10 protein-coding genes and 1 pseudogene are annotated in these 12,704 nt (G+C 62.3%); 8 read left to right on the forward strand and 3 right to left on the reverse strand.

Annotated elements, in window-relative coordinates:
* Positions 1-286: 286 nt before the first annotated feature.
* A complete protein-coding gene (locus tag BMY19_RS12825) occupies positions 287-1,213 on the reverse strand; it encodes a GSU2403 family nucleotidyltransferase fold protein (RefSeq protein ID WP_139215639.1) in 927 nt (308 codons plus the stop codon).
* Positions 1,214-1,303: 90 nt separating this feature from the next.
* On the opposite strand from BMY19_RS12825, the pseudogene BMY19_RS12830 reads away from it, so the two are divergent.
* The 7 genes and pseudogenes from BMY19_RS12830 to BMY19_RS12865 form a co-directional block, all read left to right on the forward strand.
* Positions 1,304-1,552, forward strand: a pseudogene (locus tag BMY19_RS12830) (transposase); the annotation flags it as partial.
* A gap of 90 nt (positions 1,553-1,642) precedes the next feature.
* On the forward strand, positions 1,643-2,455 hold the full coding sequence (locus BMY19_RS12835; RefSeq protein WP_100251959.1) for an IS5 family transposase: 813 nt from the start codon (positions 1,643-1,645) through the stop codon (positions 2,453-2,455).
* A gap of 609 nt (positions 2,456-3,064) precedes the next feature.
* Positions 3,065-3,526: a Ros/MucR family transcriptional regulator gene (locus BMY19_RS12840; RefSeq protein WP_100251960.1), complete on the forward strand. Its 462-nt coding sequence runs from the start codon at positions 3,065-3,067 to the stop codon at positions 3,524-3,526.
* A gap of 128 nt (positions 3,527-3,654) precedes the next feature.
* Positions 3,655-4,652, forward strand: a protein-coding gene (locus BMY19_RS12845; protein ID WP_244534907.1) for an IS630 family transposase whose coding sequence is annotated in 2 segments (ribosomal slippage) — positions 3,655-4,000 and positions 4,000-4,652 — 999 coding nt in all. Because the reading frame shifts where the segments join, the coding sequence is not laid out codon by codon here.
* A gap of 4 nt (positions 4,653-4,656) precedes the next feature.
* On the forward strand, positions 4,657-5,196 hold the full coding sequence (locus tag BMY19_RS12850; RefSeq protein WP_100251961.1) for an HD-GYP domain-containing protein: 540 nt from the start codon (positions 4,657-4,659) through the stop codon (positions 5,194-5,196).
* 468 nt (positions 5,197-5,664) lie between these two features.
* Complete coding sequence (locus BMY19_RS12860) at positions 5,665-7,605, forward strand: methyl-accepting chemotaxis protein (RefSeq protein ID WP_100252055.1); 1,941 nt, start codon at positions 5,665-5,667, stop codon at positions 7,603-7,605.
* A gap of 509 nt (positions 7,606-8,114) precedes the next feature.
* Positions 8,115-9,104 (forward strand): phosphatase PAP2 family protein, encoded by a 990-nt coding sequence (locus BMY19_RS12865; protein ID WP_100251963.1) that lies wholly within the window; start codon positions 8,115-8,117, stop codon positions 9,102-9,104.
* Between the two features lie 210 nt (positions 9,105-9,314).
* Here the strand turns inward: BMY19_RS12865 and BMY19_RS12870 are convergent, their stop codons facing one another.
* Positions 9,315-10,226, reverse strand: a complete 912-nt coding sequence (locus BMY19_RS12870) for a phosphotransferase (protein ID WP_100251964.1) — start codon at positions 10,224-10,226, stop codon at positions 9,315-9,317.
* Between the two features lie 229 nt (positions 10,227-10,455).
* Positions 10,456-11,154: a glyoxalase superfamily protein gene (locus BMY19_RS12875; protein ID WP_100251965.1), complete on the reverse strand. Its 699-nt coding sequence runs from the start codon at positions 11,152-11,154 to the stop codon at positions 10,456-10,458.
* Between the two features lie 375 nt (positions 11,155-11,529).
* Between BMY19_RS12875 and BMY19_RS12880 the strand changes: the two genes are divergently transcribed.
* The gene (locus tag BMY19_RS12880) at positions 11,530-12,381 is read left to right on the forward strand and encodes a class I SAM-dependent methyltransferase (RefSeq protein ID WP_244534909.1); all 852 of its coding nucleotides are present in this window, start codon (positions 11,530-11,532) and stop codon (positions 12,379-12,381) included.
* Positions 12,382-12,704 lie beyond the last annotated feature (323 nt).

Here is a 12,704-nt window from a genome sequence, read left to right on the forward strand (position 1 = left end):
ATTAATCAGGTGTTCGGTGGGTTCCGACAGTGTAACGCGATCATCTTATCGCTTTGGCATTGCCTTTCCGTGATATCGGGTTCGGCCCACGGCGAAATTTGGCGCGTCGTCTGTACGCTGCACATCCTCAAGGAGGATCACCTCCCTCCCGAAGCGCGTTCTCTCCGCAATCAACTAGAGCATGGCATAACTGCCCGGCTACCCCGGAATCAGCCCCGCCGCAGCATAATCTGATCGCCGCCTGAATCGCGATTGTAACGTCAGGATAACTTACGCCGCAGGCGCGTCAAGGTGAGGTCAACCGGCTCAACATCGCACCAGCGTCCGCGAGGGCTTGCGTAACGGCATGCTCGCGTCCCACGTATTTTAATGCGGCAGCCAGTTCGGCCTCTCCGGCAGGGGGGCCGTCGTTCTGTCGAAGTTGCGTGTAAGCGAGGTATCGCTCAGGCGCGGGCACCAGCACGGGAATGCCAGGACCGTGAAGGACCAGGGCAGCGATGGCGCGCTCCATAACGAAGTTGACCAGGTTGGATGGAGTACCGCAAGCGTTGTCAGCGCTGGCGGTGATTTCTAGACCGCTTGCAGAGCGATACGTTGTCGCTGACGACGGCTCTGCAGCGAAGCTCGGATCAATCGTCTGCAAGGCATCGATCAATTGTCCGAGTCTGTCACTATTCCGGACGGCGAGCGTGATATTAGGTCGGTCGCTCTCTGGCGTACATCGGGCTTTGGCAAAGCGCACACCGAGAATGCCTCCGTAGGCTTGGAAGGCGATATCGCCGAGCAAGACAGCTTGGTCGCGGAACAGCCCCGCCCTCGCGACAGCTTCGATGATCCGCCCGGTGATGATGCTGGGCCGCGGCATCCCGGCTCCGATCAGCGCGCGCACGGTGGTGGTTCGTTCCTCCCTAACCGCCTTGACCCGCCGGAACCGGGCGATCCGCGCCGCGACCTCGGGATCGTCGGAGCGCCCGAGGTAGCGGCTGAAGCGCTGGCCTCGGCCAGCATCGCCGGCGGCGCGCCGATAGCCTTGGTAATAGACGTGGTCGGCCGGCGCGCCGGCGCGATTGCCCCTGATGAGGAGGCTGCCGTTCTCCGGGAAGTCCGGATCGAACAGGTCGTCGCCCCCCTGGTCGAGGAGATCGGCGTACAGCGTGTGCTGTGCGAGCGAGAGCGGCCGGATCATCATAAAGACGATGTATGCAAAAATCAAGATTACATACAACACAGTGAACGGGCGGGCGCACCCTGCGATTGCCGTCCCCTCATCGCTTTGGCCCGACGTCAGTGCGAACTTTCAATTGTGCAAGACCCTGATGGGAGGAGCAGGTCCGTTAAGAAGGGCAATGTCACCGAGGAGCAGATCACCTTCGCGCTGAAGCAGCCCGAGACCGGGACACCGGTCGCGGAGGCGCTGGCCGGATGGTCATCTCCGAGCAAACGTGTCTCACGCTGGAGGTCGCTCTACGGCGGCTTGGGCACAGGCGAGCTGCGGCGGCTGAAGCAGCTCGAGGACGAGAACCGCAAGCTCAAGCAATTCGTGGCCGATCTGAGAGCCCGTCCGGTAAGGGTCTGAGGCGGGGTTGAGTGGCCGGGATGGCGATGATTCCAGGAGGGTGCTGAAGCCTGACCTGGAAGCGCCATGTGGACCCCGACCACCCGGCGGCAGCATAGCCGCGTGGGCCTTCGCTATGAAACCGACCTTACCGACGCCGAGTGGGCGGTGATCGAGCCACTGATGCCGAGGCCAGCGCCCTGTGGCCGGCCTCCGCTCTGGACGACACGGGAGGTCCTGAACGCCATCTTCTACGTTCTGAGGGGTGGGATCTCCTGGCGGTTGATACCCAAGGATCTACCGCCGCGCTCGACCACGTTCGGCTACTTCAGCCGCTGGCGCGACACAGGGCTGTTTGGCCGGATCAACCACCACCTGGTCATGGCCGATCGCGAGCGTGTCGGACGGGAAGCCTCACCATCTGCCGCGGTCCTCGACAGCCAAAGCATCAAGACGACGGAGAGCGGCGGCCCGCGCGGCTACGATGCCGGCAAGAGGGTCAAGGGGCGCAAGCGCCAAGCGCTGGTCGACATGGACGGGCGCGCGCTCGTCCTCGATCCTCAGCCTGCCGACGTACAGGACCGCGACGGAGCCGTGCCGGTGCTGCGCCTGTCGCGTCGGACCTTCCCGTTCATCGCCAAAGCCTTCACCGATGCAGGCTATGCCGGCAACAGACCGGCGACCGCCACGATCATCACGGTCGAGATCGTGCGCAAGCCGCCCCATCAAGTCGGCTTTGCCGTGCATCCACGCCGCTGGGTGGTCGAACGGTTCTTCGCCTGGATCAGCCGCAATCGCCGCCTCTGGAAGGACCCAGAGGCGACTATCGCCTCGGCCAGAGCATTCCTCTACGCAGCAGCCGTCATGATCCTCGTCAGGCGACTGGCCCGCTCAGCCTGACTTCTCGGACGGACTCTGGGTCTCGAGAAGCACATCCTGTGGACGTGCTCGCAAAAACGCTCAGACGCCTGGTCGGATGCGCTATGGGCCAAATTCTCTACGACACCGCCCGCACGAAGGAGGCGGTCCGTCGCGCAACACAGTTACGGCGAGAGAGCTTGTGAGTCTCCGCTACGCGCTGCGGCGTCGGCCAGACAACGAGCTAGGCGTGGCAAAATTGGCAGACGCCAGTCGACGCCGCTATGGGGCCGAAAGCAGCCCATCGGTCGCTGGGATTCCGGAGGAGGCCGTCATCGTGGCCTTCCGGCGACACACCCTGTTGCCGCCGGATAACATCCTCTATGGCCCAACGTCACCGATCCCGCAGCTGACCCGCTCCTCGTCGCCCCGCTGACCGGAGCGGCCTGGAGTCAATCGCCTGCCGGAGATGTAGGGCGATAAGTATCTCTCGCATTGCGCTACGCATCTAAATCGCCACCGCTTAGCCCCAAGCCAGCGGTTTTTCTTTGCGCCATTGAACTATTTGGGGTTGATCCGCCCCCGCAATACTGATCTAGATTAACCGGCCCTACAGCGCCCCCCCTAGTCTAAATCTGAGCAATTTCTGATATGATTCTAGAAGATGACACCCAAGAGTTCGATGCTGTCAAGATCACTGGCGAGATCGTTGCAGCATACATCTCGAACAATTCCCTGCCAGTGAACGAGCTGCCCGGGATGATCCGGGCGGTGCACGAGACGATCGCCAACCTCGGGGCTGGCAGAGCCTCTGCTGCCGCGGATCCCGCTTCTGAGGTGACGAAGGTCACGTCCGCGCAGATCCGCAAGTCGGTTCACGCGGAAGGCATTGTCAGCTTCATCGACGGGAAGACGTACAAGACGCTGAAGCGCCATCTCACCTCAAAGGGGCTGACGCCGGACAGCTACCGCCAGCGCTTCGGGCTTCCGGCCGACTATCCCATGGTCGCCCCCAGCTATGCTGAGATGCGTTCGGCATTGGCGCGGTCTATCGGCCTCGGCCAGCCGGGTGCGCAGGCGAAGCGCGCCGTCAAAGGCACCGAGGCTGCCTGAATCTATGTTCTGCAGCGAAAAGTCCGCTGGTCGCACGGCGGGTGGGCCTTTTGCTGTAGCTAGAGCATCATCCGAGCAGGCTGAAACGACCATAGTGAAGAGGGGTTGGTCGGCGAAGGAGAGCGCCGATGTCCTCAGCCCTGTCCGTCGATCTGCGCCAGCGCGTAGTCCATGCCGTCGAGGCCGGGGGGTCGCGGCATCAAGCGGCCGAGCGTTTTGGGGTCAGCCTTGCCAGTGCGAGTCGATGGTGCCGGCAGTTCGCCCGGGTGGGCCACGTCGCGCCCAAACCGATGGGTGGGGATCAGCGCTCGTACCGGATCGAGGCTCATGCCGACCTGATCCTCTCCCTCTACGAGGCGCAACCCAGCATCTACCTGCACGAAATCCGTGCGACTCTGGCTGAGCTGAGCGTCTATGTGGCTCAGAGCAGCCTCTCGCGCTTCTTCAAGCGCCACGGCATCTCGCGAAAAAAACGACAGGCCATGCGGCCGAGCAGGACCGGCCGGACGTGAAAGCCGCACGCGAGGCATGGTTCGAGGGCCAACTCGACCTCGATCCGGACCGCCTCGTGTTCATCGACGAGACCGCAGCCAACACCGCCATGGCCCGGCGCTACGGGCGCGCTCCACGGGGCAAACGCTGCCGGATGAGCGTGCCCCAGGGCCATTGGAAAACCACGACCGTCACGGCGGGCCTGCGCACCAGCGGCATCATCGCGCCCTGGCTGCTCGATGGGGCGATGAACGGGCAAGCCATTCGCACCTACGTGACCGACGTGCTCGCCCCCACCCTCCAGCCCGGCGACACAGTCGTCATGGACAACCTGCCCGCGCACAAGGTCAGCGGCATCCGCGAGCGGATCGAGGCGGCGGGAGCCCGGCTCCTCTACCTCCCGGCCTACTCGCCCGACTTCAACCCGATCGAGCTGGCCTTCGCGAAGCTGAAAGCTCTGCTGCGCAGTGCGGCGGCGCGAACCATCCCAGACCTCTGGGATGCCATACGGCGCAGTCTGACCCGCTTCGCGCCAGCTGAATGTCGAGCCTACCTCGCCGCATGTCCGACCCCTTCGGTCCTGGCTGATCCTCTCAATCAGCTCGGTCCAAAACCAGCCGGTCAGGCCACATGACGACATGACTGTCCGGCACTGCCTTTTGGTGGCGGGGCTCGCGGCCCACTTCGCGCTCCATCTTGGCCTGTCGATTGACGATCGGACCTCGCTCGTCCGCGCGGCTTTGGTGCACGACGTCGGAAAGGCGAAGATCCCGCTGACCATCCTGCGCAAGCCGGGCACTCTCGACGACGATGAGTTGCAGGTGATGCGGACGCACACCGCGCTCGGGCATGACATGTTGATGACCGCAGGGATGACGGACGCGCTCACCCTGGCCGTCACTCGCAACCATCACGAGATGCTGGATGGCTCAAGCTATCCGGATGGATTGAGCAGCGCAGCGATCTCCGATCCGGTCCGGCTCCTGACCATCTGTGACATCTATGCTGCTCTGATCGAGCATTGGCCTTATCGCCTGGCCATGACGCAGGGGGAGGCGCTCGCGATCCTGAGGCGCATGACGCCGGACCGACTTGAGACGGCCCTGGTCGAAGAGTTCGCGACTTCGCTGATCCATGGTCAAACTGCTACTCGTTTAGCCGAATTCGTATCGTGTTGAAGCTAAGCAGCATCCAAAAATCGATCAAGCTTTGAACGTCTGCTTCTGCGAGTTGTCCTTGTGGAAGGGGACAGTCCGAAGCCGACCCTCAGCGGTCCTCCCGGTGTGGACCCAACCCAGCCTCTCGGACCACTGTTGGCGCTGCCCAAAAGCAACCATGCAGCGATTGTCGAGATACTTCGGCCCGGCATGGTGGGCGAGCAAGCAGGCGATCTTGGTCCTCAGGGAGCCCGGCACTTTTGCCATCCGGTGCGGCGTCCGTCCGAAGATGAAGCTCACCATCTCACGTGCAATAGCCTGCTACCAGAGCTTGTTATGGAGGGCGGCAAGGTTGTGATGGGTGCGATCAAGCGTCTCATCGTTGTTGTGACGCTCACTTAACCAAAGACCTCATACATCGCACCCGTGCCGTTGTGGCACGTGGAGACGTCTGCGGTGCCGTTCTTCGACGCCAACCTACGTGCCTTGATGGCGGCCATCGACAAGTCCAGGGCTCGGATCGAGTTCGCCCCTGACGGGACGGTTCTCGCCGCCAACGACCTGTTCCTCGAGCTGATGGGCTACCGCTTCGCAGAGGTGAAAGGGCAGCATCACACCTTGTTCGTCCCAGCTGACGAGCGTGATGGCGAGCAATACCGCACGTTCTGGGCCGCCCTGCGTCGTGGCGAGGCGCAGACGCGCGAGTTCAAACGCATCGGAAAGAACGGTCGTACCGTCTGGATTCAGGCAACGTACAATCCCGTGCTCGACCGCGTCGGGCGTGTCACTCGAGTCGTCAAGCTTGCTACAGACGTGACGGCGCAGGTACTACGCAATATCGATCATGATGGACAGCTCGACGCCCTGCACCGATCGCAGGCAGTGATCGAGTTCGCCCTCGATGGTACTATCCTGACAGCCAACCAAAACTTCCTCGACGCTGTCGGCTACCGTTTGGATGAGGTGAAGGGACGCCATCACGGCCTGTTCGTCGAGGCCACCGAACGAGCAGGTGCAGCTTACCGCGATTTCTGGGCGCGGCTCGCGCGGGGAGAGTTCGCCTCTGGCGAGTATCGGCGCATCGCCAAGGGCGGTCGCGAGGTGTGGATCCAGGCGACCTACAACCCGATCCGCGATCGAGATGGTAAGCCTTTGAAGGTGGTCAAGTTCGCGACCGACATCACGGCGCAGAAGCTGAAGACCACCGACGCGATGGGGCAGCTCGCCGCAGTCAACCGGTCACAAGCGGTGATTCAATTCGCCCCTGACGGAACGGTGCTCGATGCCAACGAGAACTTCCTCAGGGCAGTCGGCTATAAAATCGAGGAGATCCGCGGACAGCACCACGCCATGTTCGTCGAGCCCGGCTACGCGCAGACGTCGGACTATGCGGCCTTCTGGGACAGGCTGCGAGACGGTGAGTTCGCCACCGGCATGTTCCAGCGCTTCGGCAAGGGCGGTGGAAAGATCTGGATCCAGGCGAGTTACAACCCGATCTTCGACGCGAATGGTCGACTGACCAAGATCGTCAAGTACGCCAACGACGTCACCGCCAACATGGAAGCCCGCTCGGTCGCCATAGCGGCGGCCGAGGAGACCATCGACAACGTCCAGGCGGTCACCGATGCGGCCGAGACCATGAATGCGGCTGCGCGAGAAATCTCGCGCAGCATGGCGCAATCGAAGACCGTCGTCGACGACATCCACGGACGTGCGGGCGAAGCCAATGCCGCCACGGAACGCCTGCAGGCTGCCGCCAGCGCGATGGACGGCGTCGGTGCTGTGATCGCGGGCATCGCCCAACAGATCAACCTGCTGGCTCTGAACGCCACGATTGAGGCGGCACGGGCCGGCGCGGCCGGCAAGGGCTTCGCGGTAGTCGCAACCGAGGTTAAGGAGCTAGCCGGTCAGGCGGCCGCGGCCACAGCCCGGATCAGCGGAGAGGTTGCCGGCATGCAAGCCGTATCCTCCGAGGTTGCAGCCAACCTGACGACCATCACCGCGGCGATTGATACGATTAGCGCCCACGTTGATGGCGTCAGTGGCTCGATGGACGAGCAGGCGCGTGCGTCGGGGGAAATCCTAACGAGCATGCGCCAGGCGGCCCGCGGTGTATTGAGCATCAGCACAAGCCTGGACAACTGGACCGTCGGCATGGAGGAGCGGCGCAACGAGCGCCGAACCCGCGTTCTCATGCCGGCCAGCATCCAAGTGCCTGGCCGCGGCCCGATCGCTTGCTCGATCCGCGACCTCTCGGATGGCGGCGCACGGCTCCACGTTCGGATGTACGCTCAGGTTCCGGATCGATTCGATCTGACCGTGGATGCCGACGGGCGGCGGTTCGGCTGTGAGATCCGGCACCGCTCCGGTACCCGGATCAACGTGCAGTTTCGCCCAGGCATCCCCGATGGGATGACACGCGTGACGTGATGGTAGGGTGAGAGCCGCTCAGTCGGCTTTTCTCTCGATGGACCAAGCGACGCGCTCTCCCCCCGCTTCCATCAATCCCCCAAGTGGATGTGAGCGACGGGTGGAAACGCGCGCACGAGATTGGCAGCGAGGCCACTCATCATGTCCTCCAAGATGGCTCAGGCCTTGGCCATTTCCATTGACGGCGGACTGCAAGGATTAGACTGGTTCACCGTGTCCGCTTTAACCAGTTTGCATCCCCAAAGCGGATCGTAGCGAAACCACCCTCAGCGCTCTTTTGCCATCGATCCATCCTGGGCGGCCTGAAGCGTATCAGGATTTCCTAAAACCGAGCGTTAGTAGGTTGTTGTGCGTCATCGGCTCGGGATGCAAGTGTGGGTCTGATGTACCCTGGGCAGGTTCGCACAGGTGATCCGCTTGGCCAACTTCAGCGCAGCGACCTGCCGGCGGTCGCCTAAAGCGATCTTAACTCGCATCGGGCTTCATGCCGTGCACGGAGGCTTTCCGGCATGGCGAGCGTCGAAGCAGCAAAGACGAAAGTAATGCGCGTTGTTTCACTGTCTCCTTTTACCGCAGCCCTATGCTTTGCTGGAGCTTGTCTAGTCGAAGGCATGTCCCTGCACTTCAAATTTAAAACGCAGGCCACAGATCCAGGATCCGTTTTAATTCTAATCGTGCTCTGCATCGCACTACGGTTTTCGCCTGCCCTCCGGGCGAGACCATGGCTGACTATCCCGTTCGATGTCTTTGCAGTCGTCGTTGTGGTCCTCGACTTCACGTTGATCCTTCCCTGGCAGGCGCAAGCGTTCGGGTTGCCACTGATAGATGACGTCGTCCATGCCTTTGATCTATCTATTGGCTTCGATCACGTCACATGGATGGGATGGCTCAACGGGCAGCCAGATGTCGCGTGGGGGCTCGGTATTGTCTATAATACTATGATACCCCAGACGGCCCTGATCATTATCCTGTGTCTGATGACGGGGCGCATCAGGCATCTCGACCGCTATTTGTGCGCCTTTGCCATAGCAATTATTCTCACCTCGGCGCTCAGCATTCTATTGCCGACCCGCGGCATCATCTCTATCCTCGACCCGTCGCTGCGGAATTTGCCCGGTTGGCCGTTTGCTGCAACAGATATCGCGACTTACGACGCTCTCAGATCAGGAGCACTGCGCGATCTTATTGGTGTACCGAAGTTGGGCATCGTCTCATTCCCAAGCTTCCACGCTGCGTCGGCGGTTTTGGCAACTTGGGCATTCTGGGCTTGGCGGCCGGCGCGATGTCCCGCCGTGGCGTTGAACAGTACGGTCTCGATTGCCACCGTGGGATGTGGTGGCCACTACGTCGCAGATGTGCTGGCGGGCTTCTTCGTCGCCACGTGCTCGATCCTGCTGGCCGTGCGAGGCTCAAATCTCGGGTACACGCTCCTGAACCATATAAAGCCAATCTCACGTTCCAATGTCCAAAGAGACGCAGGATCGCCAGAGATAGCTTAGGATCGAAATTGGGCCGGACGTTGGGGTCCGCTTCGATGCTCTTGCCGCTAAAAAGCCACCGTCGCAAGGTCACCTTCAGCGGCTCTTCAGCTATCAACCCAACTCATCTACTCAGGCCGTCTCTGGCACTCCCTGAAAGCGGCCGTTCGTCGGCAATCCGCCAGCTTCAAATCGGAGTGCAATGCAAATGATCGCGCGGGCAGCGCAGCGTCAGAACGCCAACTCGCGATGTAGCAAGTTCGTCGCTTGGTCGAGGACCCGCAGCCAGAGATCGTCCGCGAGGACGCAGAATTCGGCCAAGAACAGCAGCGCGCGAACCTCAGCCAGTTTGACGAAGTGCGGCAAGGCTTGTCGCTCCTTCCCGGACAAGGGGCGTATGTGTTCGTAGCCTGCCAACAGTGCGGCGACGAGCGCCGATGTTTTTCCCGGGTTGCCGCGGACGAAATGCCAAGCTGCAGTCCCAATATCAATTAAATAGGGGCCGTAGCTACAATCATCGAAATCGAAAAAGCCGACCGTGCCATCCCGGATGACGGCGTTGGCCAGCCGGGCGTCCCCGTGACAGTTTCCCGACGGCAGATCGTGTGTCGCAGGATCGCCGACCATCTCTGCCCGGAATCGATCAACCGCGTGCAAAGCATCCCTACTCTCGGATATCCGTGCCAGCGAGGTAACGCATTGCGCGCACAGCGACGCAGGATCGAGCGGGCGCGTACTGCCGACCTCAATCGCGGCCAGAGCCCGATGCAGTTTTGCCAAACCCGAGCCGAACAGCGTCACCTCTTCCGGGTTGTCGGCGATCGGCCGACCATCGAGGCCCTGAAACAGACCGGCGGCGCGCTCCACACCCTCGAACGTGATCCACGCACAATCCGCTCCGTCGACGGTGCGTAACGGTCGCGCCACGTCGATGCCCGGCGTCGGCCGGACGTCGCGCAGGAGGCGCATCTCGAACGCGATCTCGGCCGCGGATCGGCCGATGAGGCGGTAGAGGCGCAGGTAGCTGGTGTCAGTGCCGTCAGTCAGTCGGTAGGTTCGGTTGACGCCGGGGACCACCAATTCGCAACCAGCGAACAAGCGCCCGTAGCTCTCGGAGAGGGCAGGGAGGTGGATGTCGCGCATCTATTCGGCATACCATGCACGACTCGGTCAGACGACATCGCCTATCTCTGCTCCGGGTCCGAGGAAGTCGCAGAGTCTACGTCTGTTTCTATGCATGGCCGCCCGGACGCCGACGGGTAGGAAGCCACCCATGCCAGTCGTCCTGGTTGTCATGAGCGCTTTCCGAGACAGGTCATCAGCATAGCCGGATCGGCTTGGCGCGGCAACCGCCAAGCCGACGATGCGAGTTCTACGCCACGGCTGCGAAATCAAGGTTCATCGGGGCGACCCTTCGTGGCGTGAGATCATCGGTCACGTCCACGGATGCATCCACTTCCGCGAAGCGAAACCGCCGCGCCCATACGCTTCCGCCTCCTCGAAGATAAAACCCGAAGTGGATCGACCGAGCGTCGGATGGGACATCGAGAACGATGGACCGATCCTGCCAATCGACGGTGCCGGTGAGCGGCCCTTCGCTTGCGCGTCCTTCCATGTTGTCGAAGGCGATAGCGCGGGCTTTGTCGCCGTCGACGCGAAGCCAGATCGTGGCCGCACCCGTCACCGCATCAGCTTTGAGTTCGGCCTGGAGTCGAAGGCGTTTACCGAGGCAGGCACCTGCCCGGAAATGCTGCATCAGCGTTCCGAAGCCGGATCCACGATTGCCCGGTATCGGCTCCGCATAATCGGCTCTGTAACGGATGAGCGCGCAGCTCTCCTTGGGATCGAACCCCATCTCATAGTCGTCGCTGCGCGAGCCGCTGATGTTCCACCCCACCGGTATCCGTAGGGTTGGTCGGTCGAGCTGGGCCGCGAGCGTGTTCCAGTCACGCCAACCGAACTGGCGAGCCACGCATTCCAAGCTGTCGCTGTGGGTTATCTCGATACGCCGTTCGGCAAGCGCCTGGCGGAGGTTCTTCGCCATCGCCTTCGGGTCACGGGGGGTATGCATGCGTCCGATCCTTGAACCGGGCGATCGCGGATATCGGGGCTCGCATTGCCGACGGGACCGCCCAGAAGGTCAGACCTGTTCGAGCGCATGAGTGCATTCACCAGACCTTGCGGCGCGAGCGGCAGGCTGCACTGACCGCAGCCAGAAAAGCGTCGGTAGGGGTCTCTGTCAAGCGGAGCGTGGCTGGAGTGGTCGGGTCGCGAGCTGCTGGGGGCAGCGACGTCCGGTTCCATTGGGTTATTGCCCGAAGCCGGACAGGCGGCCCCCCGTCGCGGTCCTGCCGCTCCCAACCCATGCCAATTATGCAGACGGCTGTCCGGCCTTACCCGAAAGGAGACATTCGTTGGCCTTCAGGAAACATAGGCTCGGGGTGGTTTGCAGACGTTCCGCTTGCTTCCTGCTACGCTAAGCTTCACGCTCAATCCCTGCACGCTTGCCGGTCCGCGGTCCCGCTCGTTGCATGCGCAGGCGTGGGTCGAAGCCTATCCCCTCATCGACAGACAGCTTTCGCCGCTGGGGTTGGAGGCCATGGCGGCTCTTGCACTCTCGCCAGGGGCCACAGTGCTCGACGTAGGCTGTGGGGCTGGCCAGACCCTTGGCCAACTTGCCGAGATCGTGGGAGCGAGCGGTCGGATCATCGGCATCGACGTGGCGGAACCACTCCTGACCGTCGCCGCCCAACGTATGCGCGCTCTTCTGAACGTCAGCGTGATCGAGGCCGACGCCCAGACGATCGACCTACCGTCAGAGAGCGTGGACGCGATCTACTTGCGCTTCGGTGTCATGGGCTTTGCCGATCCCGTCGCGGCCTTCACCAACTTCCGCAGGATGCTCCGTCCAAGTGGGAGGCTCGCCTTCGTCTGCTGGCGGGCGTTGGCCGAGAACGAACTGGATCACCTGCCACTCACCGCCGCTGGCATCTCGGGCGTCGGCGATGATGCTCCCTTCAGCTTCGCCGATCCGCGCGTCATCGACGAAGTCCTGGGGCGAGCAGGTTTCGAGGGGATTGGGGTTCGCGCGCACAACGCCAGGGTGTCGAGCGGCGATCTCGACGCGATGACCGAGGTGCTGCTCAAGGTCGGCTTGCTTGGGAAGATCGTGCGCGAGCACCCCGCCCGGCGAGCGGAGGTAGAACCGCGCTTGCGGGCGGCATTGGCGAAGCTCGGCGACCCCGCGCAGGTCAGCCTTACAGCGTCAGTTTGGATCGTGACGGCCCGCGCCTCGTGACCGCGGTCATGCACAGATCATCAACCGCGACGGCTGCTCGGGGTCGTTAGTGATCCCCACGGCTATGTCGCTTGATGCATCCCCTGTCCAGAAGCAGACCGGCAGGAACCCACCCTTAGCCGCCGTTCGGCTTTCGACCCAACGCAGCCATCCAGATGGTCGTCAGTGAGACCCGAAACCAGACGGTCATGACGTCCAGTCGCGAATCTATGCCGACAAGGCCATTGGTACCGTTCTCTCAACCAATCGCTGCGGCCGCCCGACTAGGTAGCCCTGGATTGTCCGCCGTCAGCACTCCTGAGACAGATCGAGGGTCTTCACGA

The organism is Methylobacterium sp. UNC300MFChir4.1 (assembly GCF_900110155.1).
Lineage (GTDB): Bacteria > Pseudomonadota > Alphaproteobacteria > Rhizobiales > Beijerinckiaceae > Methylobacterium.

Excerpts from the sequence above, each read along its gene's own strand:
- BMY19_RS12840 (WP_100251960.1), top strand. The coding sequence starts at position 3,065 with ATGATTCTAGAAGATGACACCCAAGAGTTCGATGCTGTCAAGATCACT.
- BMY19_RS12870 (WP_100251964.1), bottom strand. The coding sequence starts at position 10,226 with ATGCGCGACATCCACCTCCCTGCCCTCTCCGAGAGCTACGGGCGCTTG.
- BMY19_RS12875 (WP_100251965.1), bottom strand. The coding sequence starts at position 11,154 with ATGCATACCCCCCGTGACCCGAAGGCGATGGCGAAGAACCTCCGCCAG.
- BMY19_RS12850 (WP_100251961.1), top strand. The coding sequence starts at position 4,657 with ATGACTGTCCGGCACTGCCTTTTGGTGGCGGGGCTCGCGGCCCACTTC.
- BMY19_RS12835 (WP_100251959.1), top strand. The coding sequence starts at position 1,643 with ATGTGGACCCCGACCACCCGGCGGCAGCATAGCCGCGTGGGCCTTCGC.
- BMY19_RS12860 (WP_100252055.1), top strand. The coding sequence starts at position 5,665 with ATGGCGGCCATCGACAAGTCCAGGGCTCGGATCGAGTTCGCCCCTGAC.
- BMY19_RS12865 (WP_100251963.1), top strand. The coding sequence starts at position 8,115 with ATGGCGAGCGTCGAAGCAGCAAAGACGAAAGTAATGCGCGTTGTTTCA.